22 protein-coding genes and 1 pseudogene are annotated in these 23,616 nt (G+C 72.5%); 16 read left to right on the top strand and 7 right to left on the bottom strand.

The features are described from left to right. The first annotated feature begins 3 nt into the window (after positions 1–3). Both ACFV2J_RS22565 and ACFV2J_RS22560 read left to right on the top strand, forming a co-directional pair. Positions 4–1,014: an ABC transporter ATP-binding protein gene (locus ACFV2J_RS22565; RefSeq protein WP_385086126.1), complete on the top strand. Its 1,011-nt coding sequence runs from the start codon at positions 4–6 to the stop codon at positions 1,012–1,014. Then, complete coding sequence (locus tag ACFV2J_RS22560; RefSeq protein WP_385086128.1) at positions 1,007–2,092, top strand: ABC transporter ATP-binding protein; 1,086 nt, start codon at positions 1,007–1,009, stop codon at positions 2,090–2,092. The genes ACFV2J_RS22565 and ACFV2J_RS22560 overlap by 8 nt, the downstream gene beginning before the upstream one ends. Before the next feature lie 169 nt (positions 2,093–2,261). On the opposite strand, the gene ACFV2J_RS22555 is transcribed toward ACFV2J_RS22560, so the two are convergent. Further along, positions 2,262–4,391, bottom strand: a complete 2,130-nt coding sequence (locus ACFV2J_RS22555) for a prolyl oligopeptidase family serine peptidase (RefSeq protein ID WP_385440213.1) — start codon at positions 4,389–4,391, stop codon at positions 2,262–2,264. 176 nt (positions 4,392–4,567) lie between these two features. On the opposite strand from ACFV2J_RS22555, the gene ACFV2J_RS22550 reads away from it, so the two are divergent. Next, on the top strand, positions 4,568–4,762 hold the full coding sequence (locus ACFV2J_RS22550) for a hypothetical protein (RefSeq protein WP_385086132.1): 195 nt from the start codon (positions 4,568–4,570) through the stop codon (positions 4,760–4,762). Positions 4,763–4,821: 59 nt separating this feature from the next. On the opposite strand, the gene ACFV2J_RS22545 is transcribed toward ACFV2J_RS22550, so the two are convergent. Then, a complete protein-coding gene (locus ACFV2J_RS22545; RefSeq protein ID WP_385086134.1) occupies positions 4,822–5,028 on the bottom strand; it encodes a DUF397 domain-containing protein in 207 nt (68 codons plus the stop codon). Continuing rightward, entirely contained in the window at positions 5,025–5,900 is an 876-nt protein-coding gene (locus ACFV2J_RS22540; RefSeq protein WP_385440209.1) for a helix-turn-helix domain-containing protein, read from the bottom strand. Before ACFV2J_RS22540 ends, ACFV2J_RS22545 begins: the two co-directional genes overlap by 4 nt. A 155-nt stretch (positions 5,901–6,055) precedes the next feature. Between ACFV2J_RS22540 and ACFV2J_RS22535 the strand changes: the two genes are divergently transcribed. The 9 genes from ACFV2J_RS22535 (at position 6,056) to ACFV2J_RS22495 (ending at position 15,211) form a co-directional block, all read left to right on the top strand. Further along, positions 6,056–6,538 (top strand): ATP-binding protein, encoded by a 483-nt coding sequence (locus ACFV2J_RS22535; RefSeq protein WP_385086138.1) that lies wholly within the window; start codon positions 6,056–6,058, stop codon positions 6,536–6,538. A gap of 198 nt (positions 6,539–6,736) precedes the next feature. After that, positions 6,737–7,615: a helix-turn-helix domain-containing protein gene (locus ACFV2J_RS22530; RefSeq protein ID WP_385086140.1), complete on the top strand. Its 879-nt coding sequence runs from the start codon at positions 6,737–6,739 to the stop codon at positions 7,613–7,615. Between the two features lie 137 nt (positions 7,616–7,752). Next, on the top strand, positions 7,753–8,697 hold the full coding sequence (gene mshB / locus ACFV2J_RS22525; protein WP_385086142.1) for an N-acetyl-1-D-myo-inositol-2-amino-2-deoxy-alpha-D-glucopyranoside deacetylase: 945 nt from the start codon (positions 7,753–7,755) through the stop codon (positions 8,695–8,697). Beyond that, positions 8,694–9,113 carry a DUF6113 family protein gene (locus tag ACFV2J_RS22520; RefSeq protein WP_385086144.1) on the top strand — a complete coding sequence of 140 codons (420 nt, stop codon included), beginning with the start codon at positions 8,694–8,696 and terminating at the stop codon, positions 9,111–9,113. Before mshB ends, ACFV2J_RS22520 begins: the two co-directional genes overlap by 4 nt. 160 nt (positions 9,114–9,273) lie before the next feature. Then, the gene (locus ACFV2J_RS22515; protein ID WP_385440205.1) at positions 9,274–11,565 is read left to right on the top strand and encodes a hypothetical protein; all 2,292 of its coding nucleotides are present in this window, start codon (positions 9,274–9,276) and stop codon (positions 11,563–11,565) included. A 190-nt stretch (positions 11,566–11,755) separates the two neighbouring features. Beyond that, positions 11,756–12,682 carry an ABC transporter ATP-binding protein gene (locus ACFV2J_RS22510; RefSeq protein ID WP_385093418.1) on the top strand — a complete coding sequence of 309 codons (927 nt, stop codon included), beginning with the start codon at positions 11,756–11,758 and terminating at the stop codon, positions 12,680–12,682. Then, positions 12,679–13,419, top strand: coding sequence for an ABC transporter permease (locus tag ACFV2J_RS22505; RefSeq protein WP_385093421.1), 741 nt, complete (start codon positions 12,679–12,681; stop codon positions 13,417–13,419). Before ACFV2J_RS22510 ends, ACFV2J_RS22505 begins: the two co-directional genes overlap by 4 nt. Then, a complete protein-coding gene (locus ACFV2J_RS22500) occupies positions 13,416–14,600 on the top strand; it encodes a sensor histidine kinase (RefSeq protein ID WP_385093423.1) in 1,185 nt (394 codons plus the stop codon). The genes ACFV2J_RS22505 and ACFV2J_RS22500 overlap by 4 nt, the downstream gene beginning before the upstream one ends. Next, positions 14,597–15,211 carry a response regulator gene (locus ACFV2J_RS22495; protein ID WP_385093426.1) on the top strand — a complete coding sequence of 205 codons (615 nt, stop codon included), beginning with the start codon at positions 14,597–14,599 and terminating at the stop codon, positions 15,209–15,211. The genes ACFV2J_RS22500 and ACFV2J_RS22495 overlap by 4 nt, the downstream gene beginning before the upstream one ends. A gap of 94 nt (positions 15,212–15,305) precedes the next feature. Here ACFV2J_RS22495 and ACFV2J_RS22490 read toward each other — a convergent pair whose 3' ends face one another. Together ACFV2J_RS22490 and ACFV2J_RS22485 are read right to left on the bottom strand one after the other, a co-directional pair. Further along, a complete protein-coding gene (locus tag ACFV2J_RS22490; RefSeq protein WP_385093428.1) occupies positions 15,306–16,157 on the bottom strand; it encodes a transglutaminase-like domain-containing protein in 852 nt (283 codons plus the stop codon). Positions 16,158–16,857: 700 nt separating this feature from the next. Further along, positions 16,858–17,845 (bottom strand): annotated as a pseudogene (locus tag ACFV2J_RS22485) (GNAT family N-acetyltransferase); the annotation flags it as partial. 140 nt (positions 17,846–17,985) lie between these two features. On the opposite strand from ACFV2J_RS22485, the gene fdxA reads away from it, so the two are divergent. Together fdxA and ACFV2J_RS22475 are read left to right on the top strand one after the other, a co-directional pair. Beyond that, entirely contained in the window at positions 17,986–18,306 is a 321-nt protein-coding gene (fdxA, locus tag ACFV2J_RS22480; RefSeq protein WP_018089397.1) for a ferredoxin, read from the top strand. Between the two features lie 130 nt (positions 18,307–18,436). Further along, on the top strand, positions 18,437–19,528 hold the full coding sequence (locus tag ACFV2J_RS22475; RefSeq protein ID WP_385098436.1) for a bifunctional succinyldiaminopimelate transaminase/glutamate-prephenate aminotransferase: 1,092 nt from the start codon (positions 18,437–18,439) through the stop codon (positions 19,526–19,528). A 131-nt stretch (positions 19,529–19,659) separates the two neighbouring features. On the opposite strand, the gene ACFV2J_RS22470 is transcribed toward ACFV2J_RS22475, so the two are convergent. Together ACFV2J_RS22470 and ACFV2J_RS22465 are read right to left on the bottom strand one after the other, a co-directional pair. Next, complete coding sequence (locus ACFV2J_RS22470) at positions 19,660–20,106, bottom strand: ATP-binding protein (RefSeq protein ID WP_385096883.1); 447 nt, start codon at positions 20,104–20,106, stop codon at positions 19,660–19,662. A gap of 352 nt (positions 20,107–20,458) precedes the next feature. Then, on the bottom strand, positions 20,459–21,475 hold the full coding sequence (locus ACFV2J_RS22465) for a heavy metal transporter (RefSeq protein ID WP_385096880.1): 1,017 nt from the start codon (positions 21,473–21,475) through the stop codon (positions 20,459–20,461). A 119-nt stretch (positions 21,476–21,594) separates the two neighbouring features. Here ACFV2J_RS22465 and dapE point away from each other — a divergent pair, with 119 nt between their 5' ends. Beyond that, complete coding sequence (dapE, locus tag ACFV2J_RS22460; RefSeq protein WP_385096878.1) at positions 21,595–22,674, top strand: succinyl-diaminopimelate desuccinylase; 1,080 nt, start codon at positions 21,595–21,597, stop codon at positions 22,672–22,674. Positions 22,675–22,781: 107 nt separating this feature from the next. Further along, complete coding sequence (locus ACFV2J_RS22455) at positions 22,782–23,540, top strand: TIGR00730 family Rossman fold protein (RefSeq protein WP_168530080.1); 759 nt, start codon at positions 22,782–22,784, stop codon at positions 23,538–23,540. Positions 23,541–23,616 lie beyond the last annotated feature (76 nt).

Genomic DNA, 23,616 nt, shown 5'->3' with positions numbered 1-23,616 from the left:
GGCGTGCTGCTCGAAGTGCGTGATCTGCACGTGGAGTTCAGAACCAGGGACGGGGTCGCCAAGGCCGTCAACGGGGTCAGTTACGGCGTGGACGAGGGCGAGACGCTCGCCGTGCTCGGCGAGTCCGGCTCGGGCAAGTCCGTGACCGCGCAGGCAGTGATGGGCATCCTCGACATGCCGCCCGGCAGGATCACCGGCGGCGAGATCCTCTTCCAGGGCAAGGACCTGCTGAAGTTCAAGGAGGACGAGCGGCGCAAGGTGCGCGGCGCCGAGATGGCCATGATCTTCCAGGACGCGCTGTCCTCCCTGAACCCGGTGCTCAGCGTCGGCGACCAGCTCGGCGAGATGTTCACCGTGCACCGCGGGATGTCCCGCAAGGACGCCCGGGCCAAGGCGGTCGAGCTGATGGACCGGGTGCGGATCCCGGCCGCGGCCCAGCGGGTGCGCGACTACCCGCACCAGTTCTCCGGCGGTATGCGCCAGCGCATCATGATCGCCATGGCGCTGGCCCTCGAACCCGCGCTGATCATCGCCGACGAACCCACCACCGCCCTCGACGTCACGGTCCAGGCCCAGGTCATGGACCTCCTCGCCGAGCTCCAGCGCGAGCTCAACATGGGGCTCATCCTCATCACCCACGACCTCGGCGTGGTCGCCGACGTCGCCGACCGGATCGCCGTGATGTACGCGGGCCGGATCGTCGAGTCGGCGCCGGTCCACGACATCTACAAGGCCCCCGCCCACCCCTATACGAAGGGCCTGCTGGAGTCGATCCCCCGGCTCGACCAGAAGGGCCACGAGCTCTACGCCATCAAGGGCCTGCCGCCGAACCTGATGCACATCCCGCCCGGGTGCGCCTTCAACCCCCGCTGCCCGATGGCCCAGGACATCTGCCGGACCGAGGTGCCACCGCTCGCCGAGGTGGACGAGGGGGGCGGGGAGCGCACCAGCGCCTGCTTCTTCTGGCGGGAGACGCTCGGCGCCGGAACCACCGGGGGAGGACCCCGTGCCTGAGGCACTGCTGGAGATCAGCGGACTGGTCAAGCACTACCCGCTCACCCGGGGCATCCTGTTCAAGAAGCAGGTCGGCGCGGTCCGGGCCGTCGACGGGGTCGACTTCCACCTCGGCCGCGGCGAGACCCTCGGCATCGTCGGGGAGTCCGGCTGCGGCAAGTCCACGGTCGCGAAGATGCTGGTCAACCTGGAGAAGCCGACCGCCGGGGTGATCAAGTACAAGGGCGAGGACATCACCCGGCTGTCCGGCCGCGCCCTCAAGGCCGTCCGCCGCAACATCCAGATGGTCTTCCAGGACCCGTACACCTCGCTCAACCCCCGGATGACCGTCGGCGACATCATCGGGGAGCCGTACGAGATCCACCCCGAGGTCGCGCCGAAGGGCGACCGCAGGAAGCGCGTCCAGGACCTGCTGGACGTGGTCGGCCTCAACCCCGAGTACATCAACCGCTACCCGCACCAGTTCTCCGGCGGCCAGCGCCAGCGCATCGGCATCGCGCGGGGGCTGGCGCTGCGCCCCGAGATCATCGTCGCGGACGAACCGGTCTCCGCGCTCGACGTGTCCGTGCAGGCCCAGGTGATCAACCTGATGGCGAGACTCCAGGACGAGTTCGACCTCAGCTACGTGTTCATCGCGCACGACCTCTCCATCGTGCGGCACATCTCCGACCGGGTCGGCGTCATGTACCTCGGGCGGATCGTGGAGACGGGCAGGGACGCCGAGATCTACGACCATCCGACGCATCCCTACACCCAGGCCCTGCTCTCCGCCGTGCCGGTGCCCGACCCGGAGGCCCGCGAGCACCGTGAGCGGATCATCCTCACCGGGGATGTGCCCTCTCCGGCGAACATCCCGTCCGGCTGCCGCTTCCGTACCCGCTGCTGGAAGGCGCAGGAACGGTGCGCGCTGGAGGTGCCGCTGCTCGCCGTGCCCGCGGAGTTCCGCCACAGCGAGGGGCCGGCCGCGCACGCCTCGGCCTGCCATTTCGCCGAGGAGAAGCAGGTCGTCCCTCCCGAGGGGGCGCTGGACGACACGTCGCCCGGAACGCCGGACGAGCCGCCGAACGGGCGTACATGAGCTGATAAATACGCATCAATTTCGTTAACACGCAGGCAACTCGGCCGTCGCGACACCGATATACGGACGCGTCAGTCTGAGCAGCGTACGGCCGTGCGGGTGCCGTAGACCGGCCGGAGCGCGCCATGTCGCTCCGGCCGGTCGCACGAACGGGACCGGTCGCCGGCCCTCAGCGCATCCCGAGTGAGCGCTTCAGGAAGTCGACCTGGAACAGCAGCAGGTTCTCCGCGACCTGCTCCTGCGGGGTCATGTGCGTCACGCCCGAGAGCGGCAGCACCTCGTGCGGGCGGCCCGCCGCCAGCAGCGCCGAGGACAGCCGCAGCGCGTGGGCCACCACCACGTTGTCGTCGGCCAGCCCGTGCACGATCATCAGCGGCCGGTGCGGCTCGGCGGGCGCGGACAGCCCGCCTTCGGTGATCAGTGAGCTCTTCGCGTACACCTCCGGCGCCGTCGCCGGGTCACCGAGGTACCGCTCCGTGTAGTGGGTGTCGTACAGCCGCCAGTCCGTGACGGGGGCGCCCGCGATGCCCGCGTGGAAGACGTCCGGGCGGCGCAGTACGGCGAGCCCCGCGAGCCAGCCTCCGAACGACCAGCCGCGGATCGCCACCCGGGACAGGTCCAGCGGATACCTCTCGGCCAGTCCGTGCAGGGCGTCGATCTGGTCGTCGAGGGTGAGGGTGAAGTCGTCCCGGACCGCCTTCTCCCAGGCGGGGGAGCGGCCGGGGGTGCCGCGGCCGTCCGCGACGACCACCGCGAAGCCCTGGTCCGCGAACCACTGCGAGGTGAGGTGCGCGTTGTGCGCCGCGAGGACGCGAGGGCCGTGCGGACCGCCGTAGGGGTCCATCAGGACCGGCAGGGGGGTCTCTCCGTCGTAGTCCGTAGGCATAAGCAGGGCGCATGGGATTTTGCGTGCGCCCCCCTCGGTGAGCGTCACGCGCGGGGACAGACCGGGGTGTTCGGCGTACGAGGTGACGTTCGCCGCCCGCTTGCCCTCCCGGAGCACCTGCACCTGGGTCCCCGGTGCACCCGGGACCGCGGAGACGAGCACGGTCACCCGCCCGGAACGCACCGCCGAGTGCACCCCGGGCTCCTGGGAGAGGCGCTCGACCCCCAGCTCGTTGACCCGGTAGACGTGCACCTCGCCGGTCTCCGGGACGGCCGCGGCCTCTCCCGCCGACGCGGCGACCAGCACGTCGTCGTCCGAGACGTCGAGCACCCCGCGCACATGCAACTGCGGTCCCGTCAGCAGGCGTTCGCCGAAGGCCAGAACCCGCGCGCCGCCCTCGTCGGCGATCCGTACGAGCTGTCCGCCGGGACTCCAGCAGGGCACTCCATGGAAAAGATCAAGCCATTGTCGATCTTCATCGGCATGCACCATCCGGGTCCTGCCGGTGTCCGGGTCGACGGCCAGGAACAGCTGGCTGCGCTGGTCCCGGGCCTGAACCAGGATCAGCGGCGCACCCGCCGCTGACCAGTGCACATGCGCCAAGTACGGGTACTGGGACCGGTTCCAGGCGACCTCCGTGCGCGTCCCGTCGAGGGCGAGCACGAAGAGCCGTACGTCCGCGTTGTCCGTACCCGCCGACGGGTAGGCGACCTGCTGCGGAGCGTGCTCCGGCTGGGCGGGGTCGGAGATCCACCAGCGGCGTACGGGGGCGTCGTCGACGCGCGCGACGAGCAGCCGGTCCGACTCCGGCGACCACCAGAAACCGCGCGACCGGTCCATCTCCTCGGCCGCGATGAACTCGGCCAATCCATAGGAAACCGACTCCGGGTCCGTCCCGGGGTCCCGCTGTGCGAGCACGCGGTCGTCGTCGCCCGCGGCGCCGCCCCCCCGCAGCGCGCCCCCGGAGACGTACGCGACGAGCCGTCCGTCCGGTGAGGGGCGCGGGTCGATCACCGGTCCGGGGACGCGGAGTTCACGTGCCGTACCGGCTCGCAGCTCCGCCGTGAAAAGCCGCCCTGACAAGGCGAAAGAGGCCAGCTCCACCGCATGGTCGGTGGCGTAGCCGACCACCCCGGCGCCGCCCTCGCGGCTGCGTTCGCGACGTGCCCGCTCCGCGGCGGAGAGCTGTTCGCCGGCGCCTCCGAGGAGGGCTCCCGGATCGGCCGCGACGCGCTCCCGCCCGTCCGCGACATCGAGGACCCACAGCTGGTTCGCCCGGTCCGTGCCGGAAGGGGACCTCAGGAACACGACCCGGGAACCGTCCGGGGAGACGGTGAACGCGCGGGGCGCGCCCAGGGTGAACCGCTGCGTCCGGGCGTACCGGCGCGGGAAGGAAAGAGGCTCGGTCGTCATGCCCCGACCATATTGGCCATGCGCCCCCTTGTGCGGCCGTGCGCCGATCAATGCGCGCGTACGGATAGTTATGATCACTAGCGGTGCGTGGGTATGAACCTGCTGCCCGCTGTAGGGAACGACCGACCCCCATGTCCAACCCCCCATGTCCCTGGGATCTTTGGAGGTGATCCGCCGTGGCACTCTCGATTTCGGCGGTGGTGCTGCTGGCGATCATCGTCTTCATCCTGGTGAAGAAGTCAGGACTGAAGGCCGGGCACGCGATCGTGTGCGTCCTGTTCGGCTTCTATCTCGCCTCCTCGACGGTCGCTCCCACCATCAGCGACCTCACGACGAACGTCGCGGACATGATCGGCAGCTTCAAGTTCTGACCGGCGTGGGATCAGGGGCTCCGTGTGGCTGACGACCGGAGCCCGTTCCTGCGCGCCGGTCAGCCCTCGGACGCGTACGAGACGAAGCCGGCCCATGCCTCCGGCGTCAGCACGAGCCGGGGGCCGTCCGCGTGCTTGGAGTCGCGGACGTGGACGGTGCCGGGGGTGGTGGCGATCTCGACGCAGGACTCGCCGTCGTTTCCGCTGCTGTAGCTGCTCTTGAACCAGGCCAGTTCGGAGTTCCCGACAACGATCTTGCGGATCATGGTTCTCCCAGCAGTTGCTCGATGAGGGCCAGCGACTCCCGTGGCGAGAGAGCCTGCGCCCGGATGGTGCCGTACCGCAGCTCAAGGATGCGGAGCTGCTTCGGGTCGGAGGTCGGGCGGCCGTTGAACGCGCCGTCGGAGCGTCCCACGGCTGTGCCGTCCGGGAACTTCAACACCTCGATCCGTCCGTCGAGACCGGAGTGAACCTCGCAGTTCAACGGCATCACCTGAAGCATGACGTTGTGCAGGTGCCCTACTTCCAGCAGGCGTTCGAGTTGCTGTCGCCACACCATTGTGCCCCCGATCGGACGCCGTAGTGCAGCCTCCTCCTGTACGAAACTGAGGGCCGGAGCGGGGGTGCGTTCGAAGATCGACTGCCTTGCCGTGCGCGCGGCGACCATGCGCTCCACCTCGTCCGGCGAGTACGGCGGTTGTCCGGCTCTGAAGAGCGCTCTGGCGTGGTCCGGCGTCTGCAACAGGCCGTTGATGCTGTGGCTCTCGTACACCCCGATCTCGACTGCCTGTGCTTCCAGCTTGGCCAGCTCCCGCACCTTCTTCGGGTACCGAACCCTCTTCACGTCCTCCTTCATCGCCGAGAGCAGCCCACCCGCCGCCAGCACCTCGTCCGCCCTGTCCAGGAACTCGGGCTGGGGGATCCGCTTGCCGCCCTCGATCTTGTAGACCATGTCCTCGCCGTAGCCGACCGCCCTGCCGAACTCGGCCGCGCGCATCCCCACCGCCTCCCGCCGCAGCTTCAGCTGCCGACCGACCGTCGCGACGACGGCCACGCCCCAGTCGTCGTCCGGGTCCACCTCCCAGCCCGGCTCGTCCGCCTCGCTCCTGAGCCGCCCCACGTCACCGTCCACGCGCATCGCACACCCCTCCGCCGTACCACCGAGCCTCAACGCCCCCTACCCATGGGCCCCTCCCGGACCGGCCGGACACGACCGGACAACGTCCGGACAGTCACCGTACGCAGTGGCGTCGTCACTGTTCACGGTACGTGTGGACGGCCACGCTGAGTCACGTGAACCAAGAAACCGCCGGCCTCGCCCAACCCGCCGCCCCCGTACGCAGCTTCAGCGTGCTTCTGTCGGCCACACCGCGCGGCGCCCGCCTCGCACGGCTGCTGGCCGTCGAGCAACTCCGGTCCTGGACGCTCCCCTTGGACCCGGCGGCGCACATCGTCGCCGAACTGGCGGCCAACGCGGCCACACACGGCCGGGTGCCGGGGCGGGACTTCCGGGTCACGCTCCACGTCGTCGGCGACACCCTCCGCATCGAGGTCAGCGACACCCGCGGTGACCGTCTCCCGCGGGTCGGGCGCGCGGACCCGGACGCGGGGTCGGGGCGGGGTCTCGTCCTCGTCGACGCCCTTGCGGACCGCTGGGGCGCCGTACCGGGGCCGCCGCCCCGCAAGACGGTGTGGGCGGAGGTCGGTCTCCCACCGGAACCCGTCCGCTCGGGCTCCGGTGCCAGGAGCGGTCTTCCCCAAGGAACACGAGGGTGAAAGGACCCGACCGAGCCCCACCCCTCCCGCCCGCCGGGCGCTCTCACCCGCGAGGGTGAACATCACCGACTCAGCTGGATTCGGGGGCCGTTGCCTGCCCTACGCTCAGCGCGACACAACAGCAGACATGCGACGGCCCCCGCCGGGACGCCAATCCCAGTGCGAGGGCCTGACCACCGAGGAAGTAGGAGCTTCCCGATGGATACGCAGAACCCTAGCGTGCGCCCGCACGCCCAGCCCGGGCTTGCCGGTAACAATCACCCGGCCCGGCGCCCCGCACACCCCGGTGGCCTCACCCACGACAACACGCGCCACACCACCCGCTTCACGGTGATCGGCAACCACCTCGCCCAGCACCCCGAGCTCTCGCTGCTCGCGATCGGCCTGGCCGTGCACCTCCAGTCGCTGCCGAAGGGGGCCCGGGTCGACATCAAGACCCTCACCGCGCGTTTCCCCGAGGGCGCGACCCGGATCGCCGCCGCCCTGCGCGAGCTGGAGGCCCACCGCTATCTGCGCCGTGTTCGCGAACGCGTCCCCGGCGGCCGCATCGTCACCCGCACGGTCTCCTGCAACCAGCCCGGACGCGGCCGGGAGGAGGAGCCCGCGCGGTCCGCCCCCGCTCGCCCGGCGGTGGCCCGCAAGCGCGAGGAGCGCGCACCCCGCAGGCCGCTCCCCGCCGTACCCCGACCCGTCTGCCCGGCGCCCGCGCTCCTGCGGACGGCCACCGACCTTCTCGCGGACCTCCGCCGCCACGATCCGCGTCTGCTGCTCTCCGCCTGCGACACGGCCCACCTCGCGCCCGGCGTCGCCGCCTGGCTGGAGCGCGACGTCAGCCCAGGCGCCGTACGCCACGCGCTCACGAGCGAGCTGCCGCCCGAAGGGCTCCGCCGCCCGGCCGCCCTGCTCGCGCACCGCCTCGCCGCCCAGCTGCCGCCTCCGCCGCCGTTCCGAGCGCCGACGGAGCCGCCGGGTGTCCGGCACCCGCTCCAGACCTGCGACGGCTGCGAGCGGGCCTTCCGGGCCCCGGAACCAGGCCGCTGCCGCGACTGCCGGTCCGGCCCCCGGACGGCTGTCTGATGCGAAGCCGCGTGTACATGGTCCAGATCACCTATCTGGGCTTCTGAGTGTCCTGCCGTACCTCGATCGCCGACGGCGCGAGACCGCCGGTCACCGGCCGGCACTCGGGGCGACCGGCGCCTCGTAGGGTGGGCTCCATGACGGAACTGCCCGACCGGCGTCTGCTCCTGGTGCACGCGCACCCGGACGACGAGTCGATCAACAACGGCGCGACCATGGCCAGGTACACGGCCGAGGGCGCCCTCGTGACGCTGGTGACCTGCACCCTCGGCGAGGAGGGCGAGGTCATCCCGCCTGGACTCGCGCACCTCGCACCCGACCGCGAGGGCGGCCTCGGCCCGCACCGCGTCGGCGAGCTGGCCGCCGCCATGAAGGAGCTCGGCGTCACCGACCACCGCTTCCTCGGGGGCCCCGGCCGCTTCCGCGACTCCGGGATGATGGGCGTCGAGCAGAACCACCGCGCGGGCGCCTTCTGGGCCGCCGACGTGGACGAGGCCGCCGCCCACCTCGTCGAGGTGATCCGCGAGGTACGTCCCCATGTGCTCGTCACCTATGACCCCGACGGGGGCTATGGGCACCCCGACCACATCCAGGCGCACCGAGTCGCCCTGCGCGCCACCGAGCTCGCCGCGGACCCCGCCGTCCGCCCCGACCTCGGCGCACCCTGGGAGATCGCCAAGGTCTACTGGAACCGCGTACCCCGCTCGGTCGCCGAGGACGGCTTCGCACGGCTGCGCGAGGCACTCCCGGGGCTTCCGTTCGACGCGTCCGCCGCCCTGGACGACGTACCGGGTGTCGTCGACGACACGGTGATCACCACCGAGATCGACGGGACCGCGTACGCCGCCGCGAAGGCCGCCGCGCTGCGGGCCCACGCCACCCAGGTCGAGGTGGCCGGGCCGTGGTTCGCGCTCTCGAACGCGCTCGCCCAGCCGCTTTTCACCACCGAGTACTACGAGTTGGTGCGCGGGGAGCGCCCGGGAGCGGCCCGGGAGACGGATCTGTTCGCCGGAACAGGCGACGGGACGCGGACCGCGCAGGCGGCGCGGACGGCACGGACGACGGAGACGGAGACACGATGAGTACGAGCGGACCGCGCGGGAGCGCGCTCGCCCAGCCACTGCGGACCCCCTCGCCCGGGCGCGCGGCCGTCTACACGGGGCTGTTCGTGCTCGGCGCGGTGGTCGGGACGGCCGGAACGCTGGTGCAGTCCGGCTGGTTCCCGGGCGGCCTGCTGCTCGCCCTGGTGGGCGCGGCCGGGCTCTTCCTGGGCGGCGCCCGGGCCACCGGCTCCCGGGCCGGCGCGATCGCACCGGCGGCGGGCTGGATGGTCGCGGTCGTGCTGCTCACCGCGACCCGTCCGGAAGGGGACTTCCTCTTCGGCGCGGGACTCGGCTCGTACCTCTTCCTGCTCGGCGGGATGGCGGTCGCTGTGATCTGTGCCACCCTTGCCTCGGGGCGGCAACCGGACGGTTCCGGCGTCCGACTTGGGAAGTGACGTACCACTTCGCCGTATCGGACCGGTGCGGGTCCTGTGGCAGTTTCCTTCGCGGGCGAGGTTTGCGGGCCGGACACGGCCAGTATGGTGGTGCGCGCCGCCGAGCTGCCCGAGATGAGGTCGAGTAAACGGGCGGCGGAGCCAACCGGGAGAACCTGCCTTGAGTCGTGAAACTGACAGTTCGTCCTCCGGGCCCAACGGGCGCGGTGGAGCCGCGTACCCGTCGGGGACGCCCCCCTACGGGACCCCCATGGCTTCCGAGACCGGTGCCGACGCGGGCCGTTCGGCCGGCGGCACCCCGCCGGAGGAGCGCAAGACCGAGACCACACTGACGACGCGGATCCGGATCAACATCCCCGGATCGCGGCCCATCCCGCCGGTCGTCGTCCGCACACCGGTCGCGGACGCCGACGCGCCCGCCGAGCCCGCGGCCCCCGCGGGACCGCCCGCGGAGACGCAGCGCGCCATAAGCCCGCCGGCGGCCGCGGTGCCCGCGCCCGACGGTCCGGCCGAGGCCGGAGCCGGGGCCGGGGAGAAGTCCAGCGACTGGTTCGCGCCCCGCAAGTCCGGCGCGCCCAAGGGCGGCCCGGGCGGCGGGTCCACCAACGGTGCGGGCCTGCCCGGCGGTTCGGGGCCCGCGTTGCCGCCGGGCGCGGGTGCGCCGGGCGTCCCGGGAGCCGGCGGCGCACGTCCGGGTGCCCCGGGCGGCAACGGCGCCGCGGGTGCCCCCGGTGGCGCGAACGGCGCCGGTCCGCTGGGCATCACCGGCGGGGTCCGTCCCGGCGGGGCGAACATCCCCCGTCCTGGCGGGGGCGGCGGCACCAACGGCGCGGGACTTCCCGGTGCCACCGGCGCCGGACCCGTGGCCCCCGGCCACGGCGGCGGCACCGGTTCCTTCGACGTCTCCGCGGCGCTGGGCAACACGGCGTCCTTCCCCGCCATCGGCACCGACGGACCGGGCGGTCCGGGCGGCGACGGCGGCTTCAACGGCAACGGCGGTCCGGGCGGCTCCGGCGGCGAACCGCGCCGCGACGACCTCCCGTACTTCGCGGAGAACTTCTCCGACAACGGCGTGGGCGGCCCGATGGGTCCGACCGGCGGTCCGGTCACCGGAGACGGCCCGCTGGTGCCCCCGGCCGGCCCGGGCGTGGCTCCCGGCAGCCTGGCGGCGGGTGGACCGGGTGGACCGCGTGGCCATGGCGGACCCGGTGGACCGGGTGGCCTCGGCGGTCCGAGCACCGGGAACGGCTACTCCGGCGGCGGTCTCAGCGACGACACCGCGATCCTCACCCCGCAGAAGCCCGCGCCCGACCCGGGCGGCCAGGGTTACGGCGGCGCCGGGAACAACGTCTCCGGTCACACGCTGACGAGCGGCATCCCCGTGGTGCCGGCCGCCCCGAACTCCCCGTTCGGACCGGGCACGCGCACCGACGGCCCGCTGCCGCACACCCCGCCGAAGGCACCCGAGCCCGCCCCGAAGGCGGCCGCGCCGTCCAAGCCGGCCAAGAAGAAGGGCCGCAACAAGCCCGCCCTGCTGGGCGTCCTCGTGGTGGTCCTCGCCGGCGGCGCCTACGGTGCCGGGCTCCTGATGAACCACTCGGACGTGCCCAAGGGCACCACCGTGCTCGGCGTCGACATCGGCGGCGGCACCCGTGACGAGGCGGTCAAGAAGCTCGACGACGCCTTCCGGGCCAATACGAACAAGCCGCTCAAGCTGGCTTTGAACGGCACCACCGTGTCGCTCAAGCCCGACCAGGCCGGGCTCCAGCTGGACAGCCAGGCCACCGTCCGCGCCGCCGCGGGCAGCGACTACAACCCGGTCTCCGTGATCGGCTCGCTGTTCGGCCAGAAGCGCGTCGTCGAGCCGGAGATGCCCGTCGACAAGGAGAAGCTGCAAGCCGCCCTGGAGGGCGTCGGAGGCGGCTCCGGTTCGGCGAACGACGGCACGATCAGGTTCGAGTCCGGCAAGGCCGTCGCCGTCTACGGCAAGGCGGGCAAGGGCGTCGACGTGGCGGCCTCCACCCAGGCCGTCGAGGACGCGTACCGCACGCAGGTCGAGACCGGCACCGCCACCCCGGTGAAGGTCGCCACCACGACCCGTCAGCCGACCGTCCCGGACGCCGAGGTCGACCGGATGATGGCGAAGTTCGCCCAGCCCGCGATGTCCGGCAGCGTGATCGTGCGGACGGACGCGGCGCACTCGATCCCGTTGAGCCCGCAGAAGTCGCTGTGGAAGTTCCTCCGGGTGACGGCCACCGGCGGCAAGCTGGTCGACAAGCCCGACCTGAACGCTCTGAAGGCGCTCTACGGTCAGACGTTCGACGGTGTGCTCATCGCCCGGGGCAACGGCGAGAAGACGCCGGTCACCCCCCAGGACGTCTACGGCGCCCTGCGCCAGGCGCTGATGAGCAAGACCAACCGGGTCGCGGTCATCGCCACGAACCCGGGCTAGGCCCGTTCCGACCGTACGAGGGGGGCGTCCACCGGGCGCCCCCCTCGCCGTGTCCGCCCCCTGATCCGTCACCGGCCGGTCGCCCGGTCCGTCACCGGGCTCGTCACCCCGTCCGTATGACATCTGTCATCCGGCACTCGGGACCGCCGACACTGCCGGGCACCGGGTCCCCGCGGCCACCATGGTCGGCATGACAACGACAGCGGCACCGCCCACCACCCCGGTGGTCGGATTCGACCAGGTGACCAAGACGTACGGCAGCGTGCGCGCCGTGGACGGACTCACGCTCGACCTGCACCCGGGCGAGACCGTCGCCCTGCTGGGGCCGAACGGGGCCGGCAAGTCGACCGCCCTGGACCTGCTCCTCGGCCTCAAGCACCCCGACAGCGGCACCGTCCGGGTGTTCGGCACCAGCCCGCGTGAGGCGATCGTCGCCGGCCGGGTGGGCGCCATGCTGCAGAGCGGCGGCCTGATGGACGAGGTGACGGTCGTCGAACTGGTCAGGCTCGCCTGCCAGTTGCACCCGAAGCCGTTCAGGGTCACCGAGGTCCTGGCCCGCGCGGGCATCGCGCAGATCGCCGACCGCAAGGTCAACAAGCTCTCCGGCGGCCAGGAGCAGCGCGTCCGCTTCGCGCTCGCCACCGCCGGGGCCAACGATCTGATCGTGCTCGACGAACCCACCACGGGCATGGACGTCTCCGCCCGGCAGGCCTTCTGGGCCACCATGCGCGAACAGGCCGAACAGGGCCGGACCGTGCTGTTCGCCACGCACTACCTGGAAGAGGCCGACGCCATCGCCGACCGGGTGCTCGTCCTGCACCGGGGGCGGCTGCTGGCCGACGGCACCGCCGCCGAGATCAAGGCGAAGGCCGGCGCCCGCCGGATCGCCTTCGACCTGGAGGACCCCATCGACGAGACCGGGTTGCGGGCCCTGCCCTTCCTGACCGCGATCGACGTGTCCGGACACACCGTCCGCATCCAGTCCTCCGACGCCGACGCGACCGTGCACGCGCTGTACGGGCTCGGCCTCTACCCCCGCAATCTCGAAGTCGCCGGACTCGGCCTGGAGCAGGCCTTCGTCGCCATCACCGCCGCCGAGGAGGCGAAGTCGCAGTGAACAGCCTCATCCGCCTGGAGATCACCCGGGCCCTGCGCAACAAGAAGTTCCTGTTCTTCTCGGTGATCTATCCCTCGGCCCTGTTCCTGCTGATCGCGGGCAGCGCCGACGACACCACCAAGGTCGACGGCACCGGGCTCACCCTGCCGACCTTCTTCATGGTCTCCATGGCCTCCTTCGGCGCCCTGACGGCCGTCCTGATGGGCAACAGCGAACGGATCGCCAAGGAGCGCGAGAGCGGCTGGGTACGGCAGCTCAGGCTCACCACGTTGCCGGGCCGCGGCTATGTGCTGGCGAAGACCGCCAGCGCCGCCGTGATCAGCCTGCCGTCGATCGTGGTCGTCTTCGCGGTCGCCGCCGCCGTGAAGCACGTACGGCTGGACGCCTGGCAGTGGCTCGCCCTCACCGGCGCGATCTGGGCCGGCAGCCTCGTCTTCGCCGCGCTCGGCGTGGCGGTCGGCTATCTGGCGAGCGGTGACGCGGTCCGCCCGATCACGATGATCCTGTACTTCGGACTGTCGGTGCTCGGCGGTCTGTGGATGCCCACGACCACGTTCCCCGACTGGCTGCAGAAGATCGCGTCCTGGCTGCCGACCCACGCGTACGCTGCCCTCGGGCGGTCGATCGAACTGGGCGACGCCCCGCAGGCGAAGGACCTCGCCATCCTCGTCGTGTCCTTCCTCCTCTTCGCGGGCGGCGCGGCCTGGCTGTACCGGAAGGACACGCTGAAGGCGTGAGCAGCGTCGGCATCGGGCAACCCCCGCGGAACCACAGGCAGCGGTTGATCAAGGCCGTCTGGACGGGCATCTGGCTGGTCTATCTGAGCGCGCCGGTCAGCGACCTCGTGCACGGCGGCCACAGCACCGGCGTCGTCGTGCTCGGCTGGATCGGTCTGGTCGTCTTCGTCGCCTGGTACGGGATGCTGGTCTTCCGTACCGGCCGCGGCGAGGCCACCCCCGTGGTGCTGGGCTCGCTGGTGGTACTCGCGTCCCAGTCCGGCCTTCTCGCCCTGAGCCTGGGGCGGGAGTGGCTCGTCCTGTTCGTGTACGTCTCGATCGCGTCCGGCGCCGTGCTCCCGCTGCGGATGTCGCGCTGGGCCATCCCGGCCGTGTCCGCCCTGCTGACGGCGATCGCGCTCGCGGTCCCGGGCGGCAGGGCCTACCTGGCGGGGCTGCTCATCCCGGCCTTCCTCGGCGGGTTCGCGATGACCGGCGTACGCGAACTGGTCCGCACGACGATCGCGTTGCGCGAGGCCCGTGCGACCGTGGCCCAGCTGGCCGCGAACGAGGAGCGCCTGCGGCTGGCCCGGGACCTGCACGACCTGCTCGGCCACTCGCTGTCGCTGATCACGCTCAAGAGCGAGCTGGCCGGGCGGATGCTCCCCGGCCAGCCCGAGAAGGCGGCCCAGCAGGTCGCCGACATCGAACAGGTCAGCCGGCAGGCCCTGGTGGACGTGCGCGAAGCCGTCACCGGCTACCGCAGGCCCCGGCTGTCCGGCGAACTCGCGGGCGCCCAGGTCGCGTTGACGGCGGCCGGCGTCACGGCGGACCTGCCGTCCGAGCCGGATCTGACCGGCGTCCTCGGCGCCGCCGAGGAGAGCGAGTCCGCGCTGGCCTGGGCGCTGCGCGAGGCGATCACCAACGTCGTACGGCACAGCGGGGCCCGGCGCTGCGTGGTGGAACTCGTCCGCCGCCAGACGCTGGACGGCCCGGTGCTCGAACTGGTCGTGGAGGACGACGGCTCGGGCGGTTCGGGCGACGGCCCCGGGAACGGGCTCACGGGGCTGACGGAACGCCTGGAGAAGGCCGGCGGGACGCTGGAGGCCGGTCGGGTGCGCAGGGGCTTCCGGCTGGTCGCCCGGGTGCCCGCCGAGGCCCCTCCCGACGCCGGGGGGCACCCCGTAGGATCCGGTGCATGAGCCGCACGATCAAGGTCCTGCTCGCCGAGGACCAGTCGATGGTCCGCGAGGCGCTGGCGGCCCTGCTGGGTCTCGAACCGGACATCGAGGTGGTCGCCCAGGTGGCGCGCGGCGACGAGGTGCTGGCGGCGGCACGCGCGTACGACGTCGATGTGGCACTCCTCGACATCGAGATGCCCGGGAAGACGGGCATCGAGGCCGCGGCCGAGGTCCACAGGGAACTCCCCGGCATCAAGCTGCTCATCCTCACCACCTTCGGACGGCCCGGCTATCTGCGCAGCGCCATGGAGTCCGGTGCCGACGCCTTCCTGGTCAAGGACGCGCCGGCGGCCCAACTCGCCGCGGCCGTACGCAAGGTGCTCGCCGGTGAGCGCGTCATCGACCCCGGCCTGGCGGCCGCGGCCCTGGCCGAGGGCGCCAATCCGCTGACCGACCGCGAGCGCGAGGTGCTGCGCGCGGCGGCCGACGGCCGCACGAACGCGGAGCTCGCCAAGGCCCTCCACCTCTCCCAGGGCACGGTCCGCAACTACCTCTCCACCGCGATCCAGAAACTCGCGGTGCGCAACCGCGCGGAGGCGGTGCGGATCGCGCGGGAGAAGGGCTGGTTGTAGGCGCACGCGTCGCCCCGCCCGCCCGGGCGGGGGCCCGTCCGGCGAGCGACGCGAAGGGTGGGAGACCGCCCGTCGCCGCAGGGGCGGGGTGTCCTCAGTTCAGCATCGCCCGCGCCGCCCGGGCCTGGCCCCGCACCCGTTCCGCGGTCGGCGGATCCACCGACGTCACGACGTCCGCGTACGCGTCCAGTTCCACCGCGCCCGCGACGAAGTCACCGCGCTGCACCAGGAGTTGCGCCCTCTCGTAACGCAGCCGGGCCGGGTGCGAGGGCATCAGCAGGCACAACTCGACGGCCCACAGGGCCACGTCCGACCGCTCCGGACGTACGGCCGCCCACGCCCGCACGTTGTTCAGGACCCGCACGACCACGTCGAGGGGTTCGGCGGGGCCCAGCATCGACGGCCGCAGGGGCGCACCGGTGGCCCCCTGCACGAGCAGCTCGGCGTCCGGGCCGCTCAGCACCCGGCCACCGTCGAAGGGATCGACGAGCACCTGCTGCTCGGGCGGTCCGAAGCCGACCACGAAGTGCCCAGGGAGCGCGACCCCGTACACCTGGGCGCCGGCCCTCCTGGCCACCTCCACCCACACCATGGACAGCAGGATGGGCAGTCCCCGGCGCCGCCGCAGCACCTGGTGCAGCAGTGACGACTCCAGCCGCTGGTAGTCGCCGGGCGAGCCCCGGAACCCGCAGCGCTCACCGAGCAGTTCGGCCAGCGCCGTCGCCCAGGACCGGGGTCCGCCGGGCCGGAACGGCAGCTGTCCGGCCAACTGGTCCAGCTCGATCTGCGCCGCGTCGATCCCCGCCTCGTCCAGATCGCCGTCCGCCGCGGCCCCCACCAGCAGACACAGCAGCGCCGGATCGGGCCGCTCCGACCGCGCCTCCTCGGCGAACAGCCGCCGCACCTCGGCGGCGCGCTCCGGCTCCGGGGGACGGGGGGAACCCATGCCGGCCTCGCCCCCCGTCACGCCGACGGAGAGCGGTCGCCGCGGGCCACGGACGGGACGCCGCGCGAGCGGTCGCCGCCGGCCACGGGGGGTGCGCCGCGCGAGCAGGCGGCGCCGGGCACGGGGAGCGCGCCGCGCGGGTGGCCGGCCCCGGGACCCGGCGGGGTGGTGTGACTGCCCGCGCCGCCGGTGGCGCGTGCGGTTTCGCGCGTGCCGCCGGGGCGCCCTGAGGCGGTGTACGCGTCGGCGTCGGCGTCGCCGGGCACGGGCGGGATGCCGTGCGGGCGGTCGGGCCCGGGACCCGGCGGGGTGCTGTGACTGCCCGCGCTGCCGGTAGCGCGTGCGGTTCCGCGCGCGTTGCCGGGGCGCCCTGAGGCGGTGTACGCGTCGGCGTCGCCGGGCACGGGTGGGATGCCGTGCGGGCGGTCGGGCCCGGGGCCCCGCGGGGTGGTGGGCGCGGTGCCGCCCCCGGACAGGGGCGGGCCGGCGGCGGGCCTGGTGCCCCGTGAGGCGGTGGGCGCGCCGGTGCCGCCGGGTGTCGTGGGCGCGCTGGTGGCGGCGGACGTCGTGGGCGCGCCGGTGGTGCCGGATGTCGTGCGCGGGGTGCCGGGTGCGCCGCCTGAACCCCCCGCCGCGCCGTGTGCGCCACCGGACGCGGTACCGGAGGTCCGGCCGGACTCCGGCGGCTCCTCCGGCGCCCGCGGCGCGCGGTAGTGGTGGTAGGCGTGGTGCGGGGCGAAGCCCAGGCCGGTGTACAGCTCGCGCGCCCCCGTGTTGTCCGACTCCACCTGGAGCCAGGCCGCCGAGGCGCCCTCGTCCAGCGCCCGGCCGGCCAGCGCGGCCATGACGGCGGTGGCCAGGCCCCGCCGGCGCTGCGCCGGATCGACCTCGACGGCCGCGAAACCGGCCCACCGCCCGTCCACGACGCACCGCCCGATCGCCGCCGGCGCCTCACCGGCCGCGCCCGGAACCGTCGCGAACCACACCGAGGGCCCGCCGCCCAGCACCTTCAGGGCCACGTCGCCCAGTCCCTTGCGCTGATAGCGGTCCAGCCACGCGGCGTCCGCGGTGCGGGACAGGACGACGTCCGGGGCCGCACGGTCGGCGAGGGGGGCCAGCGGGCCGATCCACAGCTCGGCCGTCACCTCACGCGTCCAGCCGCGCGCCTCCAGTTGCGCGCACAGCAGCTCCTGCGTGCCCTCGGCACCGGTCGCGGTCTGCACGTAGGCGGGCAGCCCCCGGACCGCGTACCAGTCGCGTACCCGGGTCAGCGCCTCGTCCACCGGTACGCCGGGACCGCCGAGCGGCAGCACGGAGTTCGCGCGCCGGGTGAAACCGGAGGCCGCCCGCAGCTCCCACTCCCCGAGCCGTTCGCTCTCCACCGGCCGCCAGGCGCGCGCGGCGACCCGCGCCAGCTCCTCGTACGAGGCCGCGGGCCCGCGGCGACGCGCCGGGGCGGCCGGTACGACCTTCCCCGCCACCAGCGAAGACTCCGGAATCCGGACGCTCTCCCCGCCGCGTCGTGTGATCAGCAGCACGCCGCCGTCCCATGATGTGAGAACGCCTACCGTGTCGGTGAACTTCTCACCCGCACCACCATCTTCGATCAACTGCCGAACAGAGACGCGTTTGCCCACGTCAGCAGTGGTGATATGGACCTTGAGCCGTCCCGCCGCAGAGATTTCCACAGGTCAGTTCACCCCTCCTGTTCGGATCATGCCCCGGAACGGAGATACTAGGTGCGGGCATCGACGACGCCGCGCTCCCGCGCGCCAGGCGGCGGAGCCTACGGAGGCCCGCCAGCGCCCTATCGAGGAGGAACGACAGCGTGACCTACGTCATCGCGCAGCCTTGTGTCGACGTCAAGGACAAGGCGTGCATCGAGGAGTGCCCGGTCGACTGCATCTACGAGGGCTCCCGGTCCTTGTACATCCACCCGGACGAATGCGTCGACTGCGGAGCCTGTGAGCCGGTGTGCCCGGTCGAGGCGATCTTCTACGAAGACGACACTCCGGAAGAGTGGAAGGACTACTACAAGGCGAACGTCGAGTTCTTCGACGAACTCGGCTCGCCCGGCGGCGCCAGCAAGCTCGGTCTGATCGAGCGCGACCACCCCTTCATCGCAGCGCTGCCGCCGCAGAACCAGTAAGCGGCCCGCACACGCGCCGCCTCGGTCCCGTACGGCCTCGCCGCCGTACGGGACCGAGGCGTTTGCCGTGGCAGTCCGTGACCGTCACACGTACGGGTGGTCGTCCGTACGAGAAAGTGAGCCCGATCCCGTGTCCGCAGTCTCCGACCGGCTTCCCACCTTCCCCTGGGACAAGCTGGAGCCCTACAAGGCGACCGCCGCCGCTCACCCGGGCGGCATCGTCGACCTCTCCGTCGGCACCCCGGTCGACCCGGTGCCCGAGCTGATCCAGAAGGCCCTGGTCGCGGCCGCGGACTCGCCGGGCTATCCCACGGTGTGGGGCACCCCCGGACTGCGGGACGCGCTCACGGGCTGGGTGGAGCGACGGCTCGGGGCCCGCGGGGTCACCCACCACCACGTGCTGCCGATCGTCGGCTCCAAGGAACTGGTCGCCTGGCTCCCCACCCAGCTGGGCCTCGGCCCCGGCGACAAGGTGGCGTACCCGCGCCTGGCGTACCCGACGTACGAGGTCGGCGCGCGCCTGGCCCGCGCGGATTACGTCGCCTACGAGGACCCCACCGAGCTGGACCCCACGGACCTCAAGCTCCTGTGGCTGAACTCCCCGTCGAACCCGACCGGCCGGGTGCTCTCCGCGGTGGAACTCACCCGGACCGTCGCCTGGGCCCGTGAGCACGGCGTCCTGGTCTTCTCCGACGAGTGCTACCTCGAACTGGGCTGGGAGGCCGACCCGGTCTCGGTCCTGCACCCGGACGTGTGCGGCGGCTCGTACGAGGGGATCGTCGCGGTCCACTCGCTCTCGAAGCGCTCGAACCTGGCCGGCTACCGTGCCGCGTTCCTCGCCGGTGACCCCGCCGTCCTCGGCGAGCTCCTGGAGATCCGCAAGCACGGCGGCATGATGACGTCCGCGCCCACCCAGGCCGCCGTGGTCGCCGCCCTGTCGGACGACACCCATGTGCGCGAACAGCGTGAGCGCTACGCCGCCCGCCGCGTCGCCCTGCGCGAGGCCCTGCTGCGCCACGGCTTCCGCATCGAGCACAGCGAGGCGAGCCTGTACCTGTGGGCCACCCGCGACGAGTCCTGCTGGGACACGGTGGACCGTCTGGCGCGGCTCGGCATTCTCGTCGCCCCGGGCGACTTCTACGGCCCGGCGGGCGACAGGTTCGTACGGGTGGCGCTGACCGCGACGGACGAGCGGGTCGCCGCGGCGGTGGAACGCCTCTAAGACGAGCGGTTCACGGACGTGGCGGTTCACGGACGCGGCGTTCACGGACACGGCGGTTCACGGACACGACGGAGGGCCCCGGGGGGATTCCCGGGGCCCTCCGCCGTGTCCAGGCCGTTCGGACCGTGAGGTCAGCCGAGCGGCAGGCCCTTCAGGGGCAGCTGTCCCGTCGGCAGGCCGCCCTTGGTGACCGCGTCGGTCGGCAGGCCACCGCCGGTCGCCGTCTTCGCGGTGTCACCGAGCAGGCTCCCGGCCTGCCCGGCCGTGTTCCCGGCCACCTTCTGCGCGGCCGGCGTCGCCTTCTTGGCGACCTTGCCGCCGGTCCTGCCCGCGGCCGGCACGGCCTTCTTGACCGCGTTGCCGCCGGCCGTGCCCGCCAGCCCGGTGACGTTCTGCGTCGCACCGTCGACCGTGCTGCCGACGTGCGCCCCGTCCAGGGCGGTGAGCCCGCCGAGGTCGGGAGTGGCCGGGAGCGCGGTCGCCGCGCCGGCGGAGCCGGCCGCACCGACCACGGGCGCCGCTCCCGCCGCGATGAGCAGCGCGGCACGGGCGATCCGGCGGGTCAGGGGGAGGGACATGATGCTCCTTAGACGGGAGAGAACGGTGAAGTGTCCGAACCCGCCCGGAAGTTGACGGCCGGCCTGCGACCGGCCGGCTGCCGGTCGAGCCGTGATCGTTCCGGGCTCGGACGCAGTGACTACCGCTCGAAACCCGCGAAGGTTGCGGTGACCCGACGTAAAGACTTGGTAATGCGTCGCATAATCTGCTGTGGATAAAAACGGGCAAAAAACACCCGAACGGATAGTCTGCTGAATCCTTACGGCCCTGTGTCCGCAAGGGATTCGACGGATTCGGGCATCCTCACGCGAAAAGCCCCTCGTCCCGGTGCCGGGCGCCGCCGCGCATCCCCCCGAAGGGTGAGGCCCCGTACTACTGCGCGGTGACGATACGGACCTCGGTGGCGGCTTCCTTCGCCGCCGGGGCGCCCTGGGCGCCGGACCTGAGCCACTCGCCCTCCCTGCGCCCCGCCGTCCACTCCCGTCCCGCGTAGGACACCCGCTCGATGTGCAGCGCCGAGGAGTTGGCCACCGCCCAGTGCGCCAGCTCCCAGCCGCGCACACCCTTCCCGGTGGAGGGGTCCTTGCGCACGGGCACGGTGACGGTCCGCGCGGACACGGTCGAGGAAGGGGCCCCCGACGCGGCTCCGGACGCCGTCGAGGGCGAGGACGGCGACGACGTGCCGTCCGGCGCGGGGGAGGCGTCCTGGGCGGAGACGTCGGCGCCCGCGTCCTGGAGCACCTCGTGCCCGAAGTCGCGCACGAGAGCGGCCCGCACCGAGTCCGGGCCGCCGGGCGGCGTCGTCCCGGGGCGCCCCTCGCAGGTCAGGGTGGCCGCCGCGCGGCCGGTCAGCGCCGCGGCCAGCATCGTGGCGTCCGGCTCGTGCTTCGCGTACGCCTGCGGATACCCGCTGCGCTGCACGCGCTGGGCGGCGACGGTGAGCGGCAGCCGGGTGTAGCCCGACACCTTGGCCAGGTGCTCGTAGAACACGCCGGCCGCGTACGTCGGGTCCATGATCTGCTTCGTCGTGCCCCAGCCCTGCGAGGGACGCTGCTGGAACAGGCCGAGCGAGTCCCGGTCGCCGTGCCGGATGTTGTGCAGCCCCGACTCCTGGAGCGCGGTCGCCAGGGCGATGGCCACGGCGCGCTCGGGCAGGCCGCGGGAGGTGCCGACCGCCGAGATCGTCGCCGCGTTCACCGCCTGCTCGGGTGTGAACTCGTACGACGCGTCGTCGCCCTTGCCCGAGACGACCCGGCAGCGCGGTGTGCCGGCTCCTCCCGTGAGGTACTGCACGGCGAGATAGCCCGCGAGCGCGAACAGGACCGCGACGGCCGCTCCGAAACGAAGGAGGCGGCCGCGCCGGGCTGGGGTGGGGGAGGGCTCTGGCACGACGTACAAGGTACTGGAGGACTCTGTTGACGAGGTGTGAGGTTGTGGACAACCGTGATGCGGACCGCGACTTCCGGTGCCGACGGGACCGGGATCGCGGGGACGCTAGGGTCGGGGACATGGCCGACACCCCACTTGACCTCACGCTGGACGCCGCCGAGCTCACCGCGCGGCTCGTCGACTTCCCCTCCGAGAGCGGCGGCGAGAAGCTCCTCGCGGACGCCATCGAGGACGCCCTGCGCGCCCTGCCGCACCTCACGGTCGACCGGTACGGCAACAACGTCGTGGCACGGACGAACCTGGGGCGGCCCGAGCGGGTGATCCTCGCCGGTCACATCGACACCGTGCCCATCGCCGGCAACGTGCCCTCCCGGCTCGACGAGGACGGTGTCCTGTGGGGCTGCGGCACCTGCGACATGAAGTCGGGAGTGGCGGTGCAGCTGAGGATCGCGGCCACGGTCCCCGCCCCCAACCGCGACCTCACCTTCGTCTTCTACGACAACGAAGAGGTCGCCGCCCACCTGAACGGTCTGAAGCATGTGGCGGAGGCCCACCCCGACTGGCTGGAGGGTGACTTCGCGATCCTCCTGGAACCGACGGACGGCGAGGTGGAGGGCGGCTGCCAGGGCACGCTCAGGATGTTCCTGAGGACCAAGGGGGAGCGGGCGCACTCCGCGCGTGCCTGGATGGGCTCCAACGCGATCCACGCGGCGGCCCCGATCCTGGCGAAGCTCGCCGCGTACGAGCCGAGGACGCCGGTCGTGGACGGCCTCCGCTTCCACGAGGGCCTCAACGCCGTCCGTATCGAGGGCGGCGTGGCCACCAACGTCATCCCCGACGCCTGCACCGTCGTCGTCAACTTCCGCTACGCGCCGGACCGCAGCGAGGCGGAGGCGGAGGCCTTCGTCCGCGACTACTTCGCGGACTGCGGCGTGGACGAGTTCGTCGTCGACGACCACACCGGCGGGGCCCGTCCCGGCCTGACCCACCCGGCCGCCGCGGCCTTCATGGCGGCCGTCGGCGGCGAGGCCCGCCCCAAGTTCGGCTGGACGGACGTCGCCCGCTTCAGCGCGCTCGGGGTGCCCGCGGTGAACTACGGGCCCGGCGCCCCGCTGCTCGCGCACAAGGAGGACGAGCGGGTGCGGGCCTCGGCCGTCCCCGAGGCCGAGGAGCGGCTGCGGGCCTGGCTGGCCTCCTGACGAGGGTGCGCACCGCCGCGGTGCGCGGCGGACATGCGCATGTCCCCCCTCCGTAACCCCCTGAGATCTACGCTGGGGCTGAACAATTGCAAGCGGAGGGAGCGCACATGGCTACTGGCAACCCCGAGGGCAAGAAGCGGCCACCGGAGGAGCAGCGGCTGGGTCCGGTGCTGCGCAGGCGGGGCCAGGTCCAGGCGAGCACCACGGACCAGCGGCTGCTGGACGCCGGCGGGCCCTCGGACTGGGTGCACACCGACCCCTGGCGGGTCCTGCGCATCCAGTCGGAGTTCATCGAAGGCTTCGGCACGCTCGCCGAACTCCCGGCCGCGATCAGTGTGTTCGGCTCCGCCCGGACGCCGGTGGACTCTCCCGAGTACGAGGCGGGGGTCGCGCTCGGACGGGGGCTGGTCGAGGCCGGCTTCGCCGTCATCACGGGGGGTGGGCCCGGCGCGATGGAGGCCGCCAACAAGGGCGCGTGCGAGGCCAAGGGGATCTCCGTCGGCCTCGGCATCGAACTTCCCTTCGAGCAGGGGCTGAACCAGTACGTCGATATCGGACTTAATTTCCGATATTTCTTCGTCCGAAAAATGATGTTTGTTAAATATGCCCAAGGGTTCGTGGTGCTGCCCGGTGGGCTCGGCACCCTCGACGAACTCTTCGAGGCCCTCACCCTCGTCCAGACCCAGAAGGTGACCCGCTTCCCGATCGTCCTCTTCGGGACGGAGTACTGGGGCGGCCTCGTCGACTGGCTCAAGAACACGCTCATCGCCCAGGGCAAGGCCTCCGAGAAGGACCTTCTCCTCTTCCACCTCACGGACGAGGTGGAGGAGGCGGTGGCCCTGGTGTCGAAGGAGGCGGGCCGCTGACCCTCCTGGACCCCCGCGTCGCCCGAAGGGCTCGTCCTCGAACGCCCGGGCGGGGGGGGGTTTGGCGCCCGCCCGG

It is taken from the genome of Streptomyces sp. NPDC059668 (genome assembly GCF_042734135.1).
Taxonomy (GTDB): domain Bacteria; phylum Actinomycetota; class Actinomycetes; order Streptomycetales; family Streptomycetaceae; genus Streptomyces.
Note: the sequence above shows the minus strand (reverse complement) of the source record. Positions and strands in the feature narration are given on the sequence as shown.

Coding starts and splice junctions, on each gene's coding strand:
- ACFV2J_RS22520 (WP_385086144.1), top strand. CDS start 8,694: ATGAGTACGAGCGGACCGCGCGGGAGCGCGCTCGCCCAGCCACTGCGG.
- ACFV2J_RS22540 (WP_385440209.1), bottom strand. CDS start 5,900: ATGCGCGTGGACGGTGACGTGGGGCGGCTCAGGAGCGAGGCGGACGAG.
- ACFV2J_RS22545 (WP_385086134.1), bottom strand. CDS start 5,028: ATGATCCGCAAGATCGTTGTCGGGAACTCCGAACTGGCCTGGTTCAAG.
- ACFV2J_RS22495 (WP_385093426.1), top strand. CDS start 14,597: ATGAGCCGCACGATCAAGGTCCTGCTCGCCGAGGACCAGTCGATGGTC.
- ACFV2J_RS22455 (WP_168530080.1), top strand. CDS start 22,782: ATGGCTACTGGCAACCCCGAGGGCAAGAAGCGGCCACCGGAGGAGCAG.
- dapE (WP_385096878.1), top strand. CDS start 21,595: ATGGCCGACACCCCACTTGACCTCACGCTGGACGCCGCCGAGCTCACC.
- ACFV2J_RS22470 (WP_385096883.1), bottom strand. CDS start 20,106: ATGTCCCTCCCCCTGACCCGCCGGATCGCCCGTGCCGCGCTGCTCATC.
- ACFV2J_RS22555 (WP_385440213.1), bottom strand. CDS start 4,391: ATGACGACCGAGCCTCTTTCCTTCCCGCGCCGGTACGCCCGGACGCAG.
- ACFV2J_RS22490 (WP_385093428.1), bottom strand. CDS start 16,157: ATGGGTTCCCCCCGTCCCCCGGAGCCGGAGCGCGCCGCCGAGGTGCGG.
- mshB (WP_385086142.1), top strand. CDS start 7,753: ATGACGGAACTGCCCGACCGGCGTCTGCTCCTGGTGCACGCGCACCCG.
- ACFV2J_RS22510 (WP_385093418.1), top strand. CDS start 11,756: ATGACAACGACAGCGGCACCGCCCACCACCCCGGTGGTCGGATTCGAC.
- ACFV2J_RS22530 (WP_385086140.1), top strand. CDS start 6,737: ATGGATACGCAGAACCCTAGCGTGCGCCCGCACGCCCAGCCCGGGCTT.